The sequence below is a fragment of the Kutzneria sp. NPDC051319 genome, from assembly GCF_040682195.1.
Classification (GTDB): Bacteria; Actinomycetota; Actinomycetes; order Mycobacteriales; family Pseudonocardiaceae; genus Kutzneria.
This window is the reverse complement of the sequence record NZ_JBFBAM010000024.1, coordinates 39,804-62,049: the sequence shown is the minus strand read 5'-3', so window position 1 is coordinate 62,049 and position 22,246 is coordinate 39,804. Positions and strand designations below refer to the sequence as shown.

At 71.2% G+C, this 22,246-nt stretch carries 19 protein-coding genes; 8 read left to right on the top strand and 11 right to left on the bottom strand.

Annotated features, from left to right (window positions below):
• Positions 1-30: 30 nt before the first annotated feature.
• The gene (locus AB0M73_RS24135) at positions 31-2,343 is read left to right on the top strand and encodes a DEAD/DEAH box helicase (protein WP_363894226.1); all 2,313 of its coding nucleotides are present in this window, start codon (positions 31-33) and stop codon (positions 2,341-2,343) included.
• A gap of 906 nt (positions 2,344-3,249) precedes the next feature.
• Here the strand turns inward: AB0M73_RS24135 and AB0M73_RS24130 are convergent.
• The 8 genes from AB0M73_RS24130 to ssd form a co-directional block, all read right to left on the bottom strand.
• A complete protein-coding gene (locus AB0M73_RS24130) occupies positions 3,250-3,888 on the bottom strand; it encodes a bifunctional DNA primase/polymerase (RefSeq protein ID WP_043720009.1) in 639 nt (212 codons plus the stop codon).
• A 262-nt stretch (positions 3,889-4,150) separates the two neighbouring features.
• Complete coding sequence (locus AB0M73_RS24125; protein ID WP_363894223.1) at positions 4,151-4,543, bottom strand: Rv3654c family TadE-like protein; 393 nt, start codon at positions 4,541-4,543, stop codon at positions 4,151-4,153.
• A 35-nt stretch (positions 4,544-4,578) separates the two neighbouring features.
• Positions 4,579-4,890: a TadE family type IV pilus minor pilin gene (locus AB0M73_RS24120; RefSeq protein ID WP_363894220.1), complete on the bottom strand. Its 312-nt coding sequence runs from the start codon at positions 4,888-4,890 to the stop codon at positions 4,579-4,581.
• A gap of 19 nt (positions 4,891-4,909) precedes the next feature.
• Positions 4,910-5,095, bottom strand: coding sequence for a DUF4244 domain-containing protein (locus tag AB0M73_RS24115; RefSeq protein ID WP_043720015.1), 186 nt, complete (start codon positions 5,093-5,095; stop codon positions 4,910-4,912).
• Between the two features lie 17 nt (positions 5,096-5,112).
• A complete protein-coding gene (locus AB0M73_RS24110; protein ID WP_363894217.1) occupies positions 5,113-5,832 on the bottom strand; it encodes a type II secretion system F family protein in 720 nt (239 codons plus the stop codon).
• A 391-nt stretch (positions 5,833-6,223) separates the two neighbouring features.
• Positions 6,224-6,955, bottom strand: a complete 732-nt coding sequence (locus tag AB0M73_RS24105) for a type II secretion system F family protein (RefSeq protein ID WP_363894214.1) — start codon at positions 6,953-6,955, stop codon at positions 6,224-6,226.
• Between the two features lie 77 nt (positions 6,956-7,032).
• A complete protein-coding gene (locus tag AB0M73_RS24100) occupies positions 7,033-8,178 on the bottom strand; it encodes a TadA family conjugal transfer-associated ATPase (protein ID WP_363894212.1) in 1,146 nt (381 codons plus the stop codon).
• Positions 8,168-9,244, bottom strand: coding sequence for a septum site-determining protein Ssd (ssd, locus tag AB0M73_RS24095; RefSeq protein ID WP_043720023.1), 1,077 nt, complete (start codon positions 9,242-9,244; stop codon positions 8,168-8,170). The genes AB0M73_RS24100 and ssd overlap by 11 nt, the downstream gene beginning before the upstream one ends.
• Positions 9,245-9,673: 429 nt before the next feature.
• Here ssd and AB0M73_RS24090 point away from each other — a divergent pair, with 429 nt between their 5' ends.
• The 6 genes from AB0M73_RS24090 to AB0M73_RS24065 all read left to right on the top strand — a co-directional run bounded on the left by AB0M73_RS24090 (position 9,674) and on the right by AB0M73_RS24065 (position 17,441).
• Positions 9,674-10,480 (top strand): HAD-IB family hydrolase, encoded by an 807-nt coding sequence (locus tag AB0M73_RS24090; RefSeq protein ID WP_043720026.1) that lies wholly within the window; start codon positions 9,674-9,676, stop codon positions 10,478-10,480.
• Positions 10,481-11,016: 536 nt separating this feature from the next.
• Complete coding sequence (locus AB0M73_RS24085) at positions 11,017-12,633, top strand: glycoside hydrolase family 3 N-terminal domain-containing protein (RefSeq protein ID WP_363894359.1); 1,617 nt, start codon at positions 11,017-11,019, stop codon at positions 12,631-12,633.
• Positions 12,630-13,850 carry a DUF1343 domain-containing protein gene (locus tag AB0M73_RS24080; protein WP_363894208.1) on the top strand — a complete coding sequence of 407 codons (1,221 nt, stop codon included), beginning with the start codon at positions 12,630-12,632 and terminating at the stop codon, positions 13,848-13,850. Before AB0M73_RS24085 ends, AB0M73_RS24080 begins: the two co-directional genes overlap by 4 nt.
• A gap of 7 nt (positions 13,851-13,857) precedes the next feature.
• On the top strand, positions 13,858-15,519 hold the full coding sequence (locus AB0M73_RS24075) for a serine hydrolase domain-containing protein (RefSeq protein WP_363894205.1): 1,662 nt from the start codon (positions 13,858-13,860) through the stop codon (positions 15,517-15,519).
• Positions 15,520-15,576: 57 nt separating this feature from the next.
• Positions 15,577-16,509: a MurR/RpiR family transcriptional regulator gene (locus AB0M73_RS24070; RefSeq protein WP_363894203.1), complete on the top strand. Its 933-nt coding sequence runs from the start codon at positions 15,577-15,579 to the stop codon at positions 16,507-16,509.
• The gene (locus tag AB0M73_RS24065) at positions 16,506-17,441 is read left to right on the top strand and encodes an N-acetylmuramic acid 6-phosphate etherase (RefSeq protein WP_043720028.1); all 936 of its coding nucleotides are present in this window, start codon (positions 16,506-16,508) and stop codon (positions 17,439-17,441) included. The genes AB0M73_RS24070 and AB0M73_RS24065 overlap by 4 nt, the downstream gene beginning before the upstream one ends.
• A 199-nt stretch (positions 17,442-17,640) precedes the next feature.
• Here the strand turns inward: AB0M73_RS24065 and AB0M73_RS24060 are convergent, their stop codons facing one another.
• Complete coding sequence (locus AB0M73_RS24060) at positions 17,641-18,366, bottom strand: oxidoreductase (RefSeq protein ID WP_363894200.1); 726 nt, start codon at positions 18,364-18,366, stop codon at positions 17,641-17,643.
• 186 nt (positions 18,367-18,552) lie between these two features.
• Between AB0M73_RS24060 and acs the strand changes: the two genes are divergently transcribed.
• Positions 18,553-20,523 carry an acetate--CoA ligase gene (gene acs / locus AB0M73_RS24055; protein ID WP_363894197.1) on the top strand — a complete coding sequence of 657 codons (1,971 nt, stop codon included), beginning with the start codon at positions 18,553-18,555 and terminating at the stop codon, positions 20,521-20,523.
• Positions 20,524-20,566: 43 nt separating this feature from the next.
• Here the strand turns inward: acs and AB0M73_RS24050 are convergent, their stop codons facing one another.
• Together AB0M73_RS24050 and AB0M73_RS24045 are read right to left on the bottom strand one after the other, a co-directional pair.
• Positions 20,567-21,613 carry a CU044_5270 family protein gene (locus AB0M73_RS24050; protein WP_363894194.1) on the bottom strand — a complete coding sequence of 349 codons (1,047 nt, stop codon included), beginning with the start codon at positions 21,611-21,613 and terminating at the stop codon, positions 20,567-20,569.
• Positions 21,606-22,145, bottom strand: coding sequence for an RNA polymerase sigma factor (locus tag AB0M73_RS24045; protein ID WP_363894191.1), 540 nt, complete (start codon positions 22,143-22,145; stop codon positions 21,606-21,608). The genes AB0M73_RS24050 and AB0M73_RS24045 overlap by 8 nt, the downstream gene beginning before the upstream one ends.
• Positions 22,146-22,246: the final 101 nt, after the last annotated feature.

Here is a 22,246-nt window from a genome sequence, read left to right as displayed (position 1 = left end):
GTGTCGCACCTGTGTGCGAAGCTCGGGGCTGTGGGCGGAACCGAGCGTGGTCGCGAATTGCTGCGGCGCGTCCTGGCCGGAGTGCCGGCGGGCGAGTCGCCGCTGACGCACGTCACCGACCAGCCCGAACGGCGCGGACGGCACGCCGACTGGCCGGGCTGGGTCGATCAACAGCTGGTCAGCGCGCTGCGCGCCGGCGGCGTCGACCGGCCCTGGACGCACCAGGCGCGGGCCGCCGAGCTCGCCTGGTCGGGAAAACATGTGGTCCTCGCCACAGGGACCGCGTCCGGGAAGTCGCTCGGGTACCAACTGCCGGTGCTGAGCCGTCTGGCTGAAGATCCACGGGCGACCGCGCTGTATCTGTCCCCGACCAAGGCGCTCGGGGCCGACCAACTCCGATCCGTGCGGTCCCTCGGCGTCGACGACGTGCGCCCCGCCTCGTTCGACGGCGACACCCCCATGGTCGAGCGGGACTGGGTTCGGGCCCACTCCCGCTGGGTGTTCACCAACCCCGACATGCTGCACCGGGGCGTGCTGCCCAACCACGCCCGCTGGTCGACCTTCTTCCGCCGGCTGACCTACGTCGTCATCGACGAGTGCCACTCGTACCGGGGCGTCTTCGGCTCGCACGTCGCCCTGCTCATGCGCCGGCTGCGCCGGGTCGCCGCCAAGTACGGGTCCTCGCCCGTGTTCGTGCTGGCCTCCGCCACCGTCGCCGACCCCGCCGGCTCCGCCGAGCGGCTCTGCGGCCTCACCTTCGAGGCCATCGACGAGGACGCCTCACCCCGGGGCGAGCGGACCGTCGCCCTGTGGGAACCGCCGCTGCTGGAGGAGCTCGCCGGCGAGAACGGCGCCCCCATCCGCCGCGCCGCCGGCACCGAGGCCGCCCGGATCCTGGCCGACCTCGTCATCGAGAAGGCCCGCACCCTCGCCTTCGTCCGCTCCCGCCGCGGCGCCGAGCTCACCGCCCTGACCGCCCGCCGCATCCTGGCCGAGGTCGACGACGACCTGCCCGGCCGCGTCGCGGCCTACCGTGCCGGCTTCCTGCCCGAGGAGCGTCGGGCCCTGGAGCGATCCCTGTCCGACGGCCGACTCCTCGGCGTCGCCACCACCAACGCCCTTGAGCTCGGCGTCGACATCGCCGGGCTCGACGCCGTCGTCGTCGCCGGCTATCCCGGAACGCTGGCCTCCTTCTGGCAGCAGGCCGGCCGGGCCGGCCGCACCGGCGACGGATCGCTCGTCGTGTTCGTGGCCAGGGACGATCCGCTGGACACCTACCTCGTGCACCATCCCGCCGCCGTGCTCGACAAGCCCGTCGAGGCCACCGTGCTCGATCCCGTGAACCCCTACGTGCTGGCCCCGCAACTCGCCTGCGCCGCCGCCGAGCTGCCCCTCACCGCCGACTGCATCACCACCCTCGGCGGCGCCGTCGCCCGGGAGATCGTCGACGACCTCGTTCGCGACGGCCTACTCCGGCGGCGCCCCAACGGCTGGTACTGGACCTCCCGCGAGCGCCCCCACGCCGGCGTCGACATCCGTGGCTCCGGCGGCGAGCAGATCGCCGTCGTCGAGGGCGATTCCGGCCGCATGCTCGGCACCGTCGACCCCGGCTCCGCCACCTGGCAGGTCCATCCCGGGGCGCTGTACCTGCACCAGGGCACCTCGTACGTCGTCGACGACCTCCTGTTGGAGGACAGCCTCGCGTTGGTCCATGCCGAGGACCCCGAGTGGACCACCCAGCCCCGCAACGTCGTCGACATCTCCGTCGTCCGCACCGCCCAGAAGGACCGCTTCGACGGCGTCGACCTGTGCCTCGGCGAGGTCGACGTGACCTCCCAGGTCGTCGGCTACCTGCGCAAACTCCCCTCCGGCCGCGTCATCGACCAGGTGCCCCTCGACCTGCCCGAGCAGACCCTGCGCACCCGCGCCGTCTGGTACACCGTCAGCCAGGACCTGCTGGAAGCGGCCGGCATCCCCGCCCCCCGCGTCCCCGGCTCCCTCCACGCCGCCGAGCATGCCGCCATCGGTCTGCTGCCCCTGTTCGCCACCTGCGACCGTTGGGACATCGGCGGCGTGTCCACCGCCATGCACGCCGACACCGGCGAGGCCACCGTCTTCGTCCACGACGGCCACCCCGGCGGCGCCGGCTTCGCCGACCGCGGCCACGCCGCCCTCGTCCCCTGGCTCACCGCCACCCGCGAGGCCATCGCCTCCTGCGAGTGCCTGATGGGCTGCCCCTCCTGCGTCCAGTCCCCCAAGTGCGGCAACGGCAACGAGCCCCTGGACAAGGAGGGCGCGGTGGCTGTCCTCACCGCCGTCCTCAACGCCATCGCCGCGACGTAGAACCCCGACCCGACACCCGAATCACCGCGATCCGCCTATCCCAGCCAAACCCGCTCGCCCCGCAGGCTCGCTCGACCCGGTCCGGTCCGGTCCGCTCGATCCGGTCCGGTCCGGTCCGCTCGATCCGGTCCGGTCCGGTCCGGTCTGTCCGATCTTGTCCAACCCGATGTTGTCGAACCCGATCCAGTCCAACTTGGTCCGGCCCGATCCACCCCGGCCCGATCCACGCCCGGTCCGATGGCCCCCCGGTCCGATCCACGCCGTCCCGATCGACCCCCGGTCCGATCGACCCCCGGTCCGATCCACGCTCAGTCCGATCCACGCCCAGTCCGATCCACGCCCGGTTCGATCGACCCCCAGTCCGATCCACGCCCGGTCCGATCCAGCCCGATCCGATGAGAGCGGTCCCATAAGTGCGCCCACCCTCACACAATCACCAGTGAGAGCGCTCTCACCAGTCTGCTGAGACGGTGTCGGGATATCGAGGAAGGCTCTGGTCTGGAGGCTGAACAGCCGAATGCGCCGTGGGTGTCGGTCTGGACCCGGCACCCACGGCGCACTCGTTACTGCCGAACCTCCGACCATCGCCTGCTACCGCGTTGTGTGAGCGACCGTCGAGGGTGGTGTGCCGACCGCGTGGCGCTCGCGGACACCTGGGAGGCGGTGGTGTCCGGCGCGGCGGTCGCCCTCGGGGGCCGGCGGGTGTGGCCCCGGTCCCGGTCGCTTCCGGGAGGCGATCTTCCGGTGTCGGTGTTCGGCCTTGCACCTGTCCCGCGTCGGCCTCGCCCACGAACGGGAACGGCGAGCGGACGGTCGGGCAGGGTTGGTGCGGTGGCTGCGTCGGGTCCCGCGCTCGGGGTTAGTCGCGGGAGGACGTCACGGGGCCCGACGCAGCCGGCAGGGCGATCAGAAGGAGTCGGCCGCCACGAGGCGCTGGGCGGAGGCGCCCAGCAGCTCGGCGCCGTGATCCGGTCGGGTGGCCTCGACGAGGGCCTCCTGCACGACCTGGGAATCCGGCAGCGACCAACCGCAGACCTCGGGCTTGACCCTCCAGTGCACGACACCGTGCTGGAAGGGCGTGGGGGGCAAGGGGATCCAGCTGTCCAGGCCGTGCAGCACGACATCGCCGCGTCCGGCGAGTTCGGCCGACAGCTCCTGGCCCGAGTTGACCAGGAACATCCACTTGCCGGCAGGGGTAGCGGCGATCGGCACCGGCACGCCGGTCGTGCGCAGCACACTCGCCACGCGACGGCCCAGCTCGGCGTCCACCTCGATGGCGTCCACCACGTGACCGGTGGCGACCAGCAGGCTGTACCGACGACCGGTCCACCACGCGGCGACCTGCTCCGGCTTGGTGCCGATCCGGTCCTGCCAGTCACGGTGCACCGGCATCGGGCCGGTCTCCTCGACGCCGTCCCTGCCCGCCCACTGCGAGCCCGTCGGATAGGTGCCCGGCAGCACCGGCCAGCCGCGCCACGCGAGGCCCATGGCCTCAGCACGCAGCTCGATGCGGAACGCGCCGCGCCAGCTATCCGACCAATCCATCTTCTGTCGCCTCCTTGACTGTCAGGCACCGTGTCGGCGCCCACAACACACTCAACGGCACCGGGTGCCGCCTCCGTAACCCCGCGTCGACCACTGGTAGCTGACGCACGGCGAGTGATGTGTCGAACAGGGATGGGCTGAACGGTGGACGGCAGCCCATCTCGCGATGACGGACGGCGTCGAAGAGTGACGACACGCGGCCAACCGGGTGTGACACCACTCACCGATGCTCAGCGACCGCTCGTCGTGTCATTGCCGGCCATCAGCCACCAGGCACTTCAGCCGGACCTGCACGGGCATGGGCGTTGGCCGTGCCCGACAACACCGCCCATCCCGGCAGTCGAGCGGTCACCTCCACATACGCCTCCCATCCGACGACGCGACAAGCGGTCGTCGTGACCGACATCCGGTCGGCGGCCCACCGCGCCCGCTCGCACGCCCGGTCCGCTCCGGCCAGCACCTGACCGGCCGCCGCCAGCGCCGCCTGGTCGGCCGCCGCCTCGACCCGATGTCGGGTCAGCACGGCGCCTCCGACCTGGAGCCCGAGCAGCGTGACCACCATCAGCGCCACGGCCATCCCGGCCACCAGAACCGTCGCCGATCCCCGGTCGTCCCGCAGCCGCTCGCCCCAGCTGGGCGGACCACATCCGCTCACGCCGGCAGCACGGCGACCGCGTTGCCGTTGACCGGTCATCCACTCACCCCTGGTTCGAGTACTGCGTAGGCCGTGCCCGAAGGGCGGAGTCCGGGCAGCAGCGGCACGGACCGGGCGGTGACGGTCACGCTGACTTCGTCACCGTTGACGGTGATCGACACGTCGGCGTCGGCGGGGCCGAGTTGCCGGGCGGCTTCCGTGGCACGAGCACGGTCGCCGCGGGCGACGAGACGGGCGACCACGGCGGCGGTGTCGACGGAGCGCATGGCGGCGACCACGGCAGTGATGGCCGACAGACCCAGCACGAGCATCACAGCCAGGCTGCAGATGGCGATGGCGGCCTCCACGGTGACCGAACCCCGGTCGCTACTGAAACGAGAGGGCACGATCGATCAGATGCTTGACGGCGGCGGCCACCTCGGGCCCTTTCACGATCATGAGCAGCACGCCCCCGAGTGCGACGGCGACGAACGCGACCATGGCGTACTCGAAGGTGGCCGAACCATCGTCGGAAGCGAGCAGTACACGGATCCGGCGCAGCAAGGCCCGCATCGTTCCTCCTGGTGATGTCACCAACTGATGAGCAGTTGTCCGGCCAGTCCGAGCACCACGGGCGCGATGCCCAGGCAGAGGAACGCCGGTAGGAAACACAGTCCGAGCGGCCCGGTGATCAGGACCGCCGCCCGTTGCGCGCGGGCCTCGGCCGTGTCGGCCGACTCCGCTCTGATCCGCTGCGCCAGGCCGTCGGCCATCTCGGCCAGGGCGGTGCCGGAACGGGCGCTGCGGCGAGCACCCCTCGCCAACGCCTCCGTCGCCGGCTCGGCCAGCGCCGGAGCCCACGCCTGCACCGGGTCCGATCCCAGCGCCAGCAGCTCGGCCGTGCGGAGCAACACCTCGGCGCACCCCGGCGGCGCATCCGCGGCCACGGCCCGGATCGCCGTCGGCACGGGCAGCCCCGCCCGCAGGCATGCCGCGAGCAGATCCCACGTCGCGGCCAGGCGTAAGGGATCCGGGGGCGGCGGCCCCCGCCGCACCGCCCGGCGGCACCAGAGGAACGCCGCCGCCGACACAACCAGCGCGGGCACCCAGCCGAACACCACTCCCGCCAGTGCTCCACCGGCAATGCCGGTCAACACCGGCAGCCACTCGGCCGGAACCCTCGGGCCGCGCCGGGTGGCCGGCCCGGGCGGCCCGAACACCATCGCCAGCCGAACGCGAGCGGTCATCGGACCGGGCAGCACCAGCAGCGCAAGAGAGAAGAGGAAGGAGGACAGCGCGTACCCGATCACTGGCGGCCCACCAAGCTCAGTCGCCCCACCAGCCGCTGCCGCCCCATTACGACGGCCGCTGCGGTGCATACGGAATCCAGCATCACGGCATACACGGACGGCCGGCGATGGCGGCGGCCGGAGCGACTGTGCGCGTTAAGGGCCGCGATGGCCGAGGCCGGGGATGTGGGCGGCGGCGAGGTCGGTGAGGTGGGGGCGTGATGTCGGCCTTGGGGAAGTGTGTGCCGAGGAACGAGGTGGCGGCGAAGGGCACGAACTGTGGCAGAGAGAGTGGCGAGGGGAGTGGAGAGGCGTGGAGTGGTGACGGGGGTGTGTACGAAGTGCGCGGCTGCCGGTGGGCGGTGGGGGGCCGAACCCGGGCTGGGGTAACGGAAGCGGGGGTGAGTGGTGGTCATGGCGTCACCGCGTGGTCGGTCAGCTTGGCGCTCCAGATGACGCCGGCGCAGATGAGGAGGGCGCCGACGGTGAGGAGGAGCTGGCCGACGGGGGTGTCGGAGAGGACGTGCAAGGGGTGGGCGTCGATGGCCTCGCCCAGCAGGACGCCGAGTTCGGGCAGGGCGGCCAGGACGGCGGCGCTGGCGCGGGGGCCGGCCATGCGGGCGTGAACTTGGCGGGTGAATTGGAGGCGTTGGTCGAGGTCGCGGCGTACGGAGTCGAGGACTTCGGCGAGTGGGAGCCCGTGGCGGGCGGCGAGGCGCCAAGCGCGGCCGACCTGGCCGAGGACGCCGGCGAGGGAAGGTTCGGTGGAGGCGCTGCGGACCAACGCCCGATCGACGTCACCGCCGAGGCGAGCGGTGTTGGCCACGGTGCTCATTGCCCTGGCCGCCAATGGATCGGCGTCGATGGCGGCACGTTCGGCGGCGGTCGCCGGGTGGGCGCCCACGCGAAGTTCGGCCACCATGGCACCGAGGGCGCCGACCATGCCCTCCGCGGCCTGGGTCCGGAGCCGAAGCCTGCGACGCGAATGCCAACGCCGCCAACAAGTCGTGCACAGCACGGCATTGGCGACCGCGCCGCCCGGGCCCAGCACGCACCACCCGACGACAGCGCCGACAACGGCCAGCATGGTGTTGGTCGGCCTAGGCAGGCGCCAACGACGCCTGGTCGGGCGAGCTGCGGGCATCAGCGCTCGTAGTCGACGTGGGGCATGCCGGACTGGCCAGACCAGGACGGCAACGGCCAGCAGGGCGACGGACAGGCTCAGCATGGGAAGCCCCGTTCGGCCAGGAGGTCGGCGAGCAGCGGCCACGCCTCGGTGGGATGGCCGGCGCGCCAGGCAGTGCGGACCACGACCTCGTCGTCATCGCGAGTGAGCACGCCGATCTCGACGAGGCGGCGGCTGCCGTCGGAGGAGCGTTTGAGGTGGAGGACAACGCGGATGGCGGCGGCCAACTGGCTGTGCAAGGCGGCGCGCGAGACGCCGCCGAGGGCGGCGAGGGCCTCCATACGAGCGGGGACCTCGGCGGCGGAATTGGCGTGCAGGGTGCAGGCGCCGCCGTCGTGGCCGGTGTTCAGGGCCGCGAGCAGCTCGCACACCTCGGCCCCGCGAACCTCACCGACGACGATGCGGTCGGGGCGCATGCGCAGCGCCTGCCGAACGAGTTCACGGGAGGTGACCTCGCCGGCTCCTTCGACGTTGGGCGGACGGGAGACGAGACGGACGACCTGGGGATGGTCGGGGTGGAGCTCGCCGGCGTCCTCGACGCAGACGACGCGTTCGCCGGCGGGCACCTGGCCGAGCAGGGCGCCGAGCAAGGTGGTCTTGCCGGAGCCGGTGGCCCCGATGACGAGGAAGGCGAGGCGGGCTCGAACGATCCGGATCAGCAGCTCCTCGGCGGCGGCGTCGAACAGGCCGAGGTCACGGAGGGCGGAAAGGTCATGGCCGGCGGAGCGCAGGACCCGTAGCGACAGGCTGGTGCCGTCGGCGGCGATGGGCGCGAGCATGGCGTGCAGCCGAATGCCGCTGGAAATCCAGGCATCCACGAAAGGTTGGGCGTCATCGAGGCGTCGGCCGGCGGCCAGCGCCAGGCGCTGAGCCAGTTGTCGCACGGCGTCGTCGTCGCGAAAGGTGACAGAGGTGAGGCGAAGGCCGTCGGGACCGTCGATCCACACCCGGTCGGGCCCGGTGACGAGCACGTCGCTCACGCCGGGATCACGGAGCAGGGGCGCGAGCTGCCCCAGACCGGAGAACTCCTGCCGCAGCTCACGAACGGCGCCGAGGGTGTCAAGATCGCTGGCCACGCCGCCGGTTTCGGCCCGGAAGGCATCGGCCATCTCGGCGTCGGTGACGCCGCCGCCGATGGTGGCGATGCGGTCTCGCACGCGTTCTACGAGGTCACGCCGCATCGGGCACCCCGCACAGGACCTCGACCGCCAGGTCGGCGGCGTCGGCCAGCGGGCCGCGCGGCCGGGCCGGCGGACGGCCGGCTTCGAGCGACATGGCCAGGCCGGGCTCGGCCGGCATGCCGGTCAACAGGTTCAGGCCGACGGTGCTGGCGACCTCGTCGGCCCGCAGGCCGCCGGGGGCCGGCCCACGCACCACGAGCTGGGCTTCCCGTCCTTCCTCGATGAAGCGCTCGACCAGGCGACGCGCGGCGGCGCAGGCCCGGAACTCGGCGGGCATCACGACGACGATCAGGTCGGCCCGGTCCAGCACGACGTTGGACGGCTCGGTCGGATGTCGTGGCAGGTCACAGATGACCAGTTCCCCGCTGCGCTTGGCCGAGGTGACCACCGTGGCCACGGCCTGCGGATCGAGGTCGACGTTGCCGCGGTCGCAGGACAGGATCGTGAGCCGGGACTGCCCGCGTTCACTGCCGGGCAGTGCGGTGTGCAGCGAGGATGCGGCGACCCGGCCGGCGCTGAGCTTCAGCTCGGGCCATCGCAGCCCGTCCATCCGCTCCGCGCCGAGGACGAGATCGAGCCCGCCGGCCATCGGGTCGCAGTCGACGAGCAGCACTCGGCGACTTCGGCGCAGCGCCGCATAGCCGACGGCCGCAGCGAAAACGGAAGCGCCCGCGCCTCCTCGTCCGCCGATCACGGCCATGATGCGCCCGGTGTCCTTGGCCGGACCGGCCACGGCGTCGGCGATCGCCCCGGCCAGCCACGATTCCGCGTCCGGCAGGCCGACGACTCGTTCCGCGCCAACGGTCACGCCGTGCTCGAACATCACGGGCGGCGGCGTCCCGGCGGCGAGCAGCACCACGCCCGGTCTGCGTGGCAGGCCGACCTCGCCGCATCGCTGCGCGCCGTGTTCGTCCAGCACCACCATCGGCGCGTGGGCCCAGCCGGCGCGGACGGCAGAGACATCCGCCGCCCGTTCCACCTCGCAGCCGGCAGCCGCGGCGACTCTGAGCAGGTCGTCGAGCAGGTCGTCGTTGTCGACCAGGGCCAGCGGCCGTGCTCGGTCCACGTTCTCCCCCGTCCTCGTCCTGCGGCGCGGATGTGCGCCGCGGAACCAGACTCGCCCGGGCGGCGGGCGGCGAGGGGTCGTCGGAGATCCACATGTGGACAACTCGGGGGCTGTGGACAACTCGGCCGATGTTGATCTCTGCGGCCGAAATCGTCGGACCTGGTGGCCATACTGGAGCGGGCGATACCCGGGCTGCCGGCCGGAGGCCAGAGGACACGGAACCGGCGACACGGAACCGGACGAAGATATGGGACGACCCCCGTCAGGGGGGAGGGACGGGGGTCGCCTAGGTTCAGTCCCGGGGGGTTGGACTGAACACGTCCGGATCTGTGGCCGGACCTCACTACTGTATCCCCCCGAAGGCCTCTCGCGCTTCCCATCCCTGCAACAGACACGCCATATTTTCGCGACGACACCTATGCTGGCGCCGTGGATCCCAGCACCGGCGCTCGTGTGGCGGCCTTTTTCGACCTGGACAAGACCGTCATCGCGAAGTCGAGTCTGCTGGCCTTCAGCCGCCCCTTCTTCCAGGGCGGCCTGATCAACCGCCGAGCGGTGCTCAAGAGCGCATACGCCCAGTTCGTGTTCATGCAGTCGGGCGCCGACGCGGACCAGATCGAGCGGATGCGCCAGCACATCACCGCGCTGTGCGCGGGCTGGGACGTCGGCCAGGTGCGGGCCATCGTCGAGGAGACGCTGCACGACATCGTGGACCCGCTGGTCTACAAGGAAGCCACCCAGTTGATCGCCGACCACCGTGCCGCAGGTCACGACGTGGTGGTGGTCTCAGCCTCCGGCCAGGAGATCGTCGCGCCGATCGCCGACATGCTCGGCGCCACGCAGAGCCTGGCCACGCGCATGGTGGTGGCCGACGGCCGCTACACCGGCGAGGTCGACTTCTACTGCTACGCCGAGAACAAGGCCGTCGCGATCAAGCAGCTGGCCGCGGCCAACGGCTACGACCTCGCCGACTGCCACGCCTACTCCGACTCCGCGACCGACGAGCCGATGCTGGCCGTGGTCGGCCACCCGACCGCCGTCAACCCGGATCGGGCGCTGCGCAAGGCCGCCGCCCAGCAGGGCTGGCCGGTGCTGACCTTCTCCGACCCGGTGTCGCTGCGGGCCCGCATCCCCACCCCGTCGGGCACCGCCGTCGCGGTCACCGCGGTGAGTCTGGGCGCGGTCGCGGCCGCCGGCGTCGCCTGGTACGGCATTCGCCGCCGCCGTCGAGCCTGAACTCCACCCGAAAAGGGCATCGGCGCAGGTCAAGATCTGTGCGGTCATCCTGATCGGTCACGCAGCGCCACTTGACCGGTGCACCCGACCGTGCCCTTGATGTGGCCGCCGTCACCCACTACAAAGGAAGTGCGGACATCGAGTCGGCCAGGGACGGAGCGGAGGAGAAGCCCCGTCCACCCCGGAAGATCTCCGTGCGCGAACGTCGGGCACCCACGCACAGCACGCCGCGGGAGGCATGTCGTCTGGGGGCTGCGTACCGGGACGCCGGACGCCGAGCACCCCACCTATACGACACTAGTTGCACGCTTGGTAACCCGATTAGTTCGCGCTGAAGACGAGCGACTCCCCAGCCTCCCAGAGGCTGGGGAGTCGCTGTGTTCGGGGAGAAAAACACTGGGCCAATCCAGCGAGGATCGTTGACCGGCCGACCGTGACGTCAGTAACTTGCCGATTGATCTGCATAGTCGGTGAGAGGGTCACGGGAGGACGCCGTGCGCAGGACACACGTCGCCCTACTGGCAGGGTTGGCCGCGATGGCCACCGCGATCCCCGGCGCCGCCGACGCCCAACCCGACCAGGTCACCGCCCTCATGGGCGGCATGAGCCTGGCCGAGAAGGTCGGCCAGCTGTTCATGACGTACGGCTACGGCCCGAACGCCGACACCGTGGACGCCCGCAACCAGACGGAGTTCGGCGTCGAGACGCCCGCCCAGTTGGTGCAGAAGTACCACCTCGGCGGCGTCATCTACTTCGCCTGGTCGAACAATGTGCAGAACCCGACCCAGATCGCCGGGCTGTCCAACGGCCTGCAGAAGGCGGCGATCGGCTCCGGCGCGCACATCCCGCTGCTGATCTCCACCGACCAGGAAGAAGGCCTGGTCACGAGGATCGGCGCGCCGGCGACCACGTTCCCCGGCAGCATGGCGCTGGGCGCGAGCCGCAGCACCGCCAACGCCGAGCAGGCCGCCGCCATCACGGGGCGTGAGCTGCGGGCCATGGGCATCAACATGAACAACGCGCCGGATTCCGACGTGAACGTGAACCCGGCCAACCCGGTGATCGGGGTGCGCTCCTTCGGATCGGACCCGGATCTGGTGTCACGCATGGTGTCCGCGCAGGTCAAGGGCTACCAGTCGAGCGTGGTGACGACGGCCAAGCACTTCCCCGGCCACGGCGACGCCGCCACCGACAGCCACACCGGGCTGCCGGTCATCGACCACGACAAGGCCACCTGGGAGAAGATCGACGCGCCGCCGTTCCGGGCCGCGATCGCCAGTGGCGTCGACGTGATCATGAGTGCTCACATCGTCTTCCCGAAGATCGACCCGTCCGGCGACCCGTCGACGCTGTCGCCGACCGTGCTCACCGGCATGCTGCGGGACGAGCTCGGCTACCGCGGCATGGTGATCACCGACTCGCTCCAGATGGCCGGCGTGCGGCAGAAGTACACCGACGCCGAGATCCCGGTGAAGGCGCTCCAGGCCGGCGCGGACATGCTGCTGATGCCGCAGAACGTCGGCACCGCCGTGGACGCGGTGATCAACGCCGTCAAGACCGGGCAGTTGTCGGAGCGGCGGATCGACCAGAGCGTGGCCCGCGTCCTGGCCGTCAAGCTGCGGCGGGGCGTGCTGTTCAACCCGTTCACCGACGTCAACGCCGTGGCCAAGAAGGTCGGCACAGCCACGAATCTGGCCACTGCGCAGCGCATCACCGACTCGACGGTCACAGTGCTCAGCAATGACGGCGCGCTGCCGCTGAAGGCGAAGTCCGTGCTGGTCACGGGCTGGGGCGTGACGACGACCCAGACGCTGGCCGATGCCCTGACCGCACAAGGCATTCCGGCCAGCAAGACCGCCGCCGACTACGACGCGATCGTGGTGACGACGAACGGCGCCGCGACCGATCCCGGTCAGCAGCAACAGGTTCGCAACCTGGTCGCCACCGGCAAACCGGTGATCGCCGTCGGCGTCGGCAATCCGTATGACCCGGGGGCGATTCCCGAGGCCCGCACGTGGATCGACACCTACTCGTACACCGCAGTGTCGATGCGGTCGCTGGCCCGGGTGATCGCCGGGGCGGTCGGGCCGCGTGGCAAGCTGCCAGTGGACATCCCCAACTCCTACTCCTTCGGCACGGGAATGACCTGGTGAGCCTGTCGCGCAGGGGGTTCCTGGCCGCGTCGGCGCTGACCGCGGCTGTGCCGGCCGCGCCCGCGCAGGCGGAGTCGCAGAAACGGCTCAACGGCGCGGACGTGCTCGCCGCCGAGGGCTACAAACGGCTGCGGGGCCGCAAGGTCGGGGTGCTGACCAACCCGACCGGCGTGCTGGCCGACCTGACGCATCTGGTCGACGACATGGTGGCCCACCAGCTTCGTCCGGTCGCCGTTTTCGGCCCGGAACACGGCTTTCGCGGCACCGCGCAGGCCGGCGGATCCGAGGGTGACTACACGGATCCGCGGACCGGGATCCCCGTCTACGACGCGTACAACGTCACCGTCGACAAGCTGGCGGCCATGTACCGCAAGGCGGGCGTGGACACCGTGGTGTTCGACATCGCCAATGTCGGCGCGCGCTTCTACACGTACACGTGGACGATGTTCATCGCCATGGAGGCAGCCGCCGCGACGGGGGCGTCGTTCATGGTGCTTGACCGGCCGAATCCCATCGGCGGCCAGGCGTGCGGGCCGCAGCTGGACCCGAAGTTCGCCACGCTCGTCGGCCTGAAGCCGGTCGTGCAGCAGCCGGGCATGACCGTCGGCGAGCTGGCCCGGCTGTTCGACGCCGAGTTCCTGACGACCCGGCTGAGCAGCCTGGAGATCGTCAAATGCACGGGATGGCGGCGAAACGACCTGTTCAGCGGGCAGTGGGTGCCGCCGAGCCCGAACATGCCGACCGCCGACACAGCGCTGCTCTACCCCGGGACCTGCCTGTTCGAGGGCACTCTGCTGTCCGAGGGCCGCGGCACCTGCCGGCCGTTCGAGACGATCGGCGCGCCCGGCATCGACTGGCAGTGGGCCGAGCGGCTCAACGACCTCGGCCTGCCGGGGATCGAGTTCCGCGAGGCCTACTTCGTGCCGACGTTCAGCAAGTTCGTCAACCAGACCTGCGGCGGCGTGCAGGCGCACCTGACCGACCGGCCGCGGATCGACGCCATCCGCACCGCCGTCGCGATGATCGTGACGGCCCGCGATCTGTACCCGAAAGTGTTCGGTTGGCGGCCGGACAACTGGGTCGACAACCTCAGCGGTTCGGCCCGTCTGCGCAGCATGGTGGACGCGGGCGCGGGGGTCGACGACGTCGTGGGCGCATGGGCGGGCGAGCTCGCCGCCTTCCGCCGTGATCGCATCCGGTATCTGCTGTACAGATGAGGTGGCCATGCGGATTCGTGTCCTCGCCCTGCCGGCCGTGCTCGTGCTGGCGTTCGCCGTGACCACAAGCGCGGACGCCGGGCCGAACTCGGCCCGCTTCGACCGGCCGTACCAGGGATTCGCGCCGGCCGGCACGGTGCTGCGCGCGGGGTCGCCGCCGGCGGCGGGGTTGAACGCGGCACCGATCGACGCCTTCAACCAGCAGCTCGCCGCGTGGGTGCCGTCGATCTATCCCGGTGCCACGGTGTTGTTGGCGCACAACGGTGTCGTGGTCGACCGGACGGCGACGGGCGAGGCCGTCAAGTACAAGGACGCGACGACGCTGCTGCCGCCGGACCAGATGGTGGCGGCCCGCACCGACACCATCTACGACCTGGCGTCGCTGTCCAAGCTGTTCACCTCGATCGTGGCCGCGCAGCAGCTGGAAGCCGGACGGATCGCGCTGGACGAGCCGGTCGCGCACTACCTGCCGGAGTTCGCCACCAACGGCAAGAGCGCGATCACCATCGAGCAGCTGCTCACGCACACCTCCGGGCTGATCCCCGACCCGATTCCGTCGCTGTGGGCCGGCTACCCGGACATCCCGTCGCGGGAGAAGGCGATCCTCGACACGACGCCGGCCTCGCCGCCCGGCACCACGTACGTGTACTCCGACCTGAACATGCTGACCATGCAGCTGGTGTTGCAGCAGGTCACCGGCAAGCCGCTGGACGAGCTGGTGCGCAAGGACATCACCGAGCCGCTGCACATGGTCGACACCGGCTACAACCCGCCCGCGTCGAAGCTGGACCGGATCGCCGCCACCGAGTTCGAGGCGTCGCCGCCGCGGGGCATGGTGCGCGGGTCCGTGCACGACGAGAACGCCTGGGCGATGGGCGGCGTCGCCGGGCACGCCGGCGTCTTCTCCACGGCCGACGACCTGGCTGTGCTGGCCCAGGCGATCCTCAACGGGGGTGTGTACCGGGGGCACCGGATTCTCAGCGAGCACGGCGTGCATCTGATGCAGGTCAACTTCAACCAGAAGTTCCCCGACGACTCGCACGGGCTGGGCTTCGAGCTGGACCAGATCTGGTACATGGGCGGCCTGTCCGGCCCGGACACCATGGGGCACACCGGTTTCACCGGCACGTCGCTCGTGATCGACCCGCGCTCGCGGTCGTTCGCCATCCTGCTGACCAACCGGGTGCACCCGACCCGCAACACCCCGAGCACCAACGGCGCCCGTCGCGCGGCGGCGCAGGCGTTGGCGGAGGCCATGACCGTGCAGGCGCCGGGCGGCGGCAAGTCGTGGTTCTCCGGGGAGGGCGGCGGTTCGACGAGCACGCTGACCACGGGGACGCTGCACGGCACGGTTCGGGTGTCGTTCGACGCCTTCGTCAACACCGAGTCCTCGGATCTGCTGACGTTGGAGGCCAGTACCGACGGTGGCACCACCTGGACCACGGTTCCGGTCACGGTCCGTGGTCAGACCCGGACGTCGCTGTCGGGCCAGTCCGGCCGGGCCTGGCAGCAGGTTCGGGCCCAGGTGGCGAACCCATCGAACGCTTTGCAGCTCCGCTGGCGTTACACAACCGATCCCTCGTACGAAGGACGGGGCGTGAACGTCGCCGACATCTCGCTGAGCTGCGGCCGCACCACGTTCACACCGGTCGGCTGGCAGCTGACGTAACCGCAGGTCAGGGGCAGTCATGTTGACCGAAACAGTTACTGTTAGTAAGTTTCCCACGTGGCACCCGCCAAGTCAGTCAATGAGATCAGCGAGGCGAGCCCGCTGGTCCGGATCCGTTCGCTGCTGCCCGGCCTCGCCCGCGCCGAGCAGCGCGTGGCCAAGGTCGTGCTCGACAACCCGCAGGTCGTCGCGCACCGCAGCATCACCGAGGTCGCCGAGGCGGCCGGCACGAGCGAGACGACGGTGACCCGGTTCTGCAAGGCGATCGGTGTCGGGGGCTACCCCGAGCTGCGGATCGCCCTTGCCGCCGACACCGCGCGTACCGCCGCTCGGATCGACCGCGACCTGGGCAGCGACATCGCGCCCACCGACGACCTGTCGCAGGTGGTCGGCAAGGTCGCGTTCGCCGACGCGCGCGCCGTCGAGGAGACGGCCGACCAGCTGGAGATCCCGACGCTGACCGCCGTCGTGGACGCCGTCGCCGCCGCCGGCCGGGTCGACGTGTACGGCGTCGGCGCCAGCGCCTTCGTCGCCGCCGATCTCCAGCAGAAGCTGCATCGCATAGGGCGTATCAGCTTCGCGTGGAGCGACACCCACATCATGCTGACGTCCGCCGCCGTGCTGTCCGACGGCGACGTCGCATTCGGCATTTCGCACACCGGCGCCACCGTGGACACCGTGGAGGCGCTTCGGGTGGCGCGGGAGCACGGCGCGACCACCGTGGCGCTGACCAACTTCCCCCGCTCGCCCATCTCCGAGGTCGCCGACCACGTGCTGACCACCGCCGCGCGCGAGACCACGTTCCGCTCGGGCGCGATGGCCAGCCGGATCGCCCAGCTCACGGTGATCGACTGCCTGTTCATCGGAGTCGCTCAGAAACACCTCGACAGCGCGCGTAACGCGTTGGAGTCCACCTACGAGGCTGTGGGTGGGCATCGACTCGGTCCGCGTCCCGACGGCCGCCGAAAGGCACGGGAGACAGGTAAATGACGTTGCCGCAGCCACGCGAGTCGATCGTGCGTGTCGATTCCCCCACCGAGCAGCGCAATCCCAGGACGGAGGGGATTGACAGACTGCCGACGGTGGACGTGCTGCGGATGATCAACGCCGAGGACCGCCTCGTGCCGGCCGCCGTCGGCGACGTGCTGCCGCAGGTCGCCCGGGCCGTCGACTACGCCGTCGCCACGCTGCGCTCCGGCGGCCAGGTCCACTACGTCGGCGCCGGCACCTCCGGGCGCCTGGCCACCCTCGACGCCGCCGAGCTCATGCCCACCTTCAACACCCCCGCCGACTGGTTCGTCACCCACCACGCCGGCGGCACCGCCGCGCTGCGCACCGCCGTCGAGAATGCCGAGGACGACTGGGACGCCGGCGCCGCCGAGATCCACGGCTCAGTCCGCCCCACCGACCTCGTGTTCGGTCTCACCGCCTCCGGCCGCACCCCGTACGTGCTCGGGGCCCTGGCCGCCGCCAACGAGATCGGCACCCGCACCGTGCTGCTCTCCGCCAACCCCGTCGACGCACCTGCGGTGCCCCTCGACGTGCTCATCGCCGTCAACACCGGGCCCGAGGCCATCGCCGGCTCCACCCGTATGAAGGCCGGCACCGCCCAGAAACTCGTGCTCAACGCCTTCTCCACCGCCGTGATGGTGAAGTTGGGGCGCACCTACTCCAACCTGATGGTCAGCATGCGAGCCACCAACGCCAAGCTGCGCGGCCGCACCCTGCGCATCCTGCGCGAGGCCACCGGGCTGGACGAGGCGGAGTGCATGGCCGCGCTGTTGGAGGCCGACGGGGACCTGAAGGTGGCGTTGGTTCGGCTGCTGGCGGGGATCGACTCCGTGCAGGCGGCGGAGGCTTTGACCGCCACCGGCGGGCATGTCAGGAATGCGTTGGTGGCGCTGGGGGCAGCGGCGAGCTAGACCGACGGCTTGGCATGGGGTGGGCGGAGCCGCCGGGACCACTCGTGGTTACGGGCGGGCGCGGCCGGTTCGTGCGCTGACGAGCAACCCCCACCCGACCCGGGGGGCGACCCCGGACCCAGTCTACCCGCGCTGCATGCTGGGCGATCTTGAACGGCGGGCGCTGTGGACAAGGGCAGAACTGTCCACAGCCGGGGAATCAGCCTTGCCCGACGGCGTCGGCAATGCTGCGGGCTTCGGAGGCGCCGGCTTCGAGGGCGGAGCAGGTGAAGAGGAGCCAGCCGGCGACGCCCTCCGGGGTGCCGGAGGAGAAGCCCTCCAGAGCGGAGCGGTACTCGGCGGCGCGGCGGAGGTAGGCGACCTCGGGGACGGCGAGGCCCTTGGTGTCGAGGCCGGTGCCGATCATCGTCAACCTGGCGGCGGCGCGGGCGATGAGGCCGCTGACGGGGCCGAAGGGGGCCAAGGACAGGAGCTCGCCGTGGACGACGGCGACGAGGACGGGGCCGGGGGCCTTGGTGCCGCCGGCGACCAACGACGCGAGCAGCTCCAGGCGGGAGCCGCTGGAGGAGGGTCGGCCGAGGTCGGAAGGGGAGACGAGGTCGGCGGCGGCCAGCACGTGCAACCGGGCCAGGGCCTGCAAAGGGGCCTTCTGCCAGGTGGCGAGCAGGGGGCCGATGGCCTCGGCGACCCGGAGGGATCCGGCCAGCACGGGATCGGACACGGACCCGTCCGACGGGATCTCGACGGTGCCGCCGTCGAGGGCGGCCGAGGCCCGGGCGGCACGGACGGAGGCCTCGGCGGCGGTGGTGGGCCAGCCGCGACGGTTGGCGGGATGGCGGTGGACCTCGGCGACGGCGTCGCGAGCGGCCTCGACGGCCGCGGCGACACCGGGCAGATCCAGCAGGGGCGCCAGCGGGTCGGTCACGGACGTTCCCCGCTCACGCTCGGAGCACGAAGATCCGCGACCAAGGTCGCGGTGCTGGATGGCTCGGTCACAGCCGGCGACCCTACCCGGCCGATATGGTCTAGACCTTACGGCACTGGTACGGGAGTCTCCGTAGCACTAGGTTCAGCACCACTACCGCAGGCGAGTTCCAGGAGGCCACGCACCATGACAGAGTCGTCCGCGTTGGACAACCTGCTCTCCGAGAGCAGGTCGTTCCCGCCCAGCGAGGAGTTCGCAGCTCAGGCCAACGCGACCGCCGCGCTGCAGCAGGAGGCGGACGCCGACCGCGAGGCCTTCTGGGCCGAGCAGGCCGAGCGCCTGAGCTGGGCGACCAAGTGGGACCAGGTCCTGGACTGGTCGGGCGCCCCGTTCGCGAAGTGGTTCGTCGGCGGCAAGCTGAACGTGGCCTACAACTGCGTCGACCGACACGTCGAGTCGGGCCACGGCGACCAGGTGGCGATCCACTGGGTCGGCGAGCCCGGCGACACCCGCACGATCACCTACGCGGACCTCAAACGCGAGGTGTCCAAGGCGGCGAACGCGTTGCTGTCGCTGGGTCTTGAGGCCGGCGACCGGGTGGCCATCTACATGCCGATGGTGCCCGAGGCCATCTTCTCGATGCTGGCCTGCGCCCGCCTGGGCCTGGTGCACAGCGTGGTGTTCGGCGGCTTCTCGGCCGAGGCGCTGCGCTCGCGCATCGACGACGCCGCGGCCAAGCTGGTGATCACCACCGACGGCCAGTACCGCCGCGGCAACCCGGTCTCGCTCAAGGCGGCCGTGGACGAGGCGGTGGCCAAGACGCCGACCATCACCAACGTGCTGGTGGTCCGGCGCACGGGCGGCGAGGTCGACTGGACCGACGGCCGCGACCTGTGGTGGCACGACGTGGTGGACGGCCAGTCCGAGGACCACACGCCGGAGGCCTTCGACTCCGAGCACCCGCTGTTCATCCTGTACACCTCGGGCACGACGGGACGGCCCAAGGGCATCCTGCACACCTCGGGCGGCTACCTCACCCAGGCGTCCTACACGCACTACAACGTCTTCGACCTCAAGGCGGACACCGACGTCTACTGGTGCACGGCCGACATCGGCTGGGTCACCGGGCACAGCTACATCGTGTACGGCCCGCTGTCCAACCGGGTCACCCAGGTCGTCTACGAGGGCACGCCGAACACCCCGCACGAGGGCCGGCACTGGGAGATCATCCAGCAGTACAAGGTCTCCATCTACTACACGGCCCCGACGCTGATCCGCACGTTCATGAAGTGGGGCGCGGAGATCCCGGCCGGTTATGACCTGTCCTCGCTGCGCGTGCTGGGCAGCGTCGGCGAGCCGATCAACCCCGAGGCCTGGATCTGGTACCGGGAGCACATCGGCGCCGGCAAGACGCCGGTGGTGGACACCTGGTGGCAGACGGAGACCGGCGCGATCATGGTCGCCCCGCTGCCCGGCGTCACGGTGGCCAAGCCGGGTTCGGCGATGGGCCCGCTGCCGGGCATCGGCGCGAAGGTGGTGGACGACACCGGCAAGGAGGTCGGCCCGGGCGGCGGCGGCTACCTGGTGCTGGACAAGCCGTGGCCGTCGATGCTGCGTGGCGTCTGGGGCGACGAGGAGCGTTTCCGCGAGACCTACTGGGCGCGTTTCCACGATCAGGGCTACTACTTCGCCGGTGACGGCGCGAAGTACGACAGCGACGGCGCGATCTGGCTGCTGGGCCGGGTCGACGACGTGATGCTGGTGTCCGGCCACAACATCTCCACCACGGAGGTGGAGTCGGCGCTGGTGTCGCACCCGCGCGTGGCGGAGGCGGCGGTGGTCGGCGCGACCGACCCGACGACGACGCAGGCGGTCGTGGCGTTCGTGATCCTGCGCGGCGTCAAGGAGGGCGAGGATGCCACCGCGCTGGTGAAGGACCTGCGCGACCACGTGTCCAAGGAGATCGGCGCGATCGCCAAGCCGCGGCAGATCCTGGTCGTGCAGGAGCTGCCCAAGACCCGCTCCGGCAAGATCATGCGCCGGCTGCTGCGGGACGTGGCCGAGAACCGCAAGATCGGCGACGTGACGACGCTGGCCGACTCGTCGGTGATGGACCTGATCTCGTCCGGCCTGAAGTCGGGCAAGGCCGAGGACTGACCCACGGCTCGAAGGCGGCCCGGCAGCGGGCCGCCTTCGAGGGTCAGACCACCTTCGACGTGACGGAGCTGTAGGACAGCACGGTCCCGGTGTGCACGCCGTCGAAGTCCTGCATCGCCACCTCGCGCTCGCCGATGAACTGCCCGGTCGCCGGGTCGATGATCAGCTGCGTCTCGACGTTCTTGTTGGCACTGCCGGGATATCCGGCCCGCAGGCCCAGCGCGACGCCCTTCTTCCCGTTCAGGTTGGCCACCTGGTCGACGACCTCGAGCCCCTTGATGTAGGTCAGCGCGCGGTACAGCCGGGCCCGGAACTCGGCCGGCATCAGGCCGCTGGCCAGGCCGGCCCCGGCCGCTTCGAGCAGGCGCTCGTCGGTGCCGGCGAAGCCGGGGCCCTGCCCACGCTCGAGGGCGTCGTAGAGCTGCTTGGGATCGGTCGGCAGGCCGGCCAGGTACTTGGGCGTCGGGTTGCCCAGGGTCGCCGCGGCCTCCGGGCCACCGGGGTAGTGGTAGAAGTCGCCGCCGTCGGCCTCCTTGGTGCCCTCCTGGGACTTGCGCCACTGGGCCAGGTTGGCCCGGGCCTTCGCCTCGTCCCCGTAGAGAATCTTCGGGTCGGGGCTGACGGTCACGGTCTGCCGCCACTTCTTGCTCCGGTCGGCCGGGATCCAGGTGTCGGTTCGCACCTCGGCCAGGTACGCGTAGTCCGCCGGCCACGTCGCGTCGAACGGGCCGCCGGTCCACTGGTCCTCCTGCACGAGCAGGTACTGGCCGGGGCCGACCACCGGGTCCGGCGCGGAACCGATCGTCACGTCGGCGGCCTTGCTCAGCACCGGGGCCGCGGAGACGTGTGGCACCGGGGAGTCGGGCGAACCGGGGATGACGGCGATGCCGATGACCGCCGCGGCGGCCGCGGCCGCGCCGACGAGCAGGGGCGTGCGCACGCGGCGTCGGCGCATCGGGACCATGTTGTCGGCGGTCGCGGCGAACAGTCGGGCGCGGGTGGCCCGGAAGGACGCCTCGCTCATCTGCGGGGCGTCGGCCTGCACGCCGCCGACGGCTGCGTCGACGCGGTCGTCGTCGAGTTCAGACATCACGGCTGTCCTCCAGGTGCTTGCGAACGGTCGTGCGGGCGCGGTGGAGGCGGGTTCGCACGGTGGCGACGGCGACGCCCAGCGCCTCGGCCACCTCGGTCGGCGTCAAAGAGGCCCACGCGACCAGCAGCAGGACCTCCCGCTCCTCAGTGCGCAGCCGGGCGACACCCTCGGCGGCACGGCCGGCGAGCACCTCGGCGTCGGCCGCGGTGGCGACGCGCTCGCCAAGGTCGTCGTCGCTACGCCGGTGCCCGATGGAGCTGGACCACGCCCGGCCCCAGGCGCGCAGGCGCCGCTCCTCGCCACGGAGGTGACGGCGCATCAGGTTGGTGGCGATGCCGTACAGCCAGGCCTTGGCCCCGGCGCGCATCGGGTCGAAGGTGGCCCGCTGTTGCCAGGCGGCCAGGAAGGTCTCGGCGACCAGATCGTCGGCGGCCTCGGGCCCGACACGGCGGGACAGGTAGTGGAACAGCAGCCGGGCGTGGGTGTCGTACAGCGCGACCAGGTCCGATTCGCTCCCCAGTCGGTCCACGCCCGGCCCTCCTGTCAGCGCCGATGGCACGGTCTGAGTCAACATGCCACCTGATTTCCCGCAGCGCCGCACGGCGTTCCGGGCGCACCACACAGCGCACC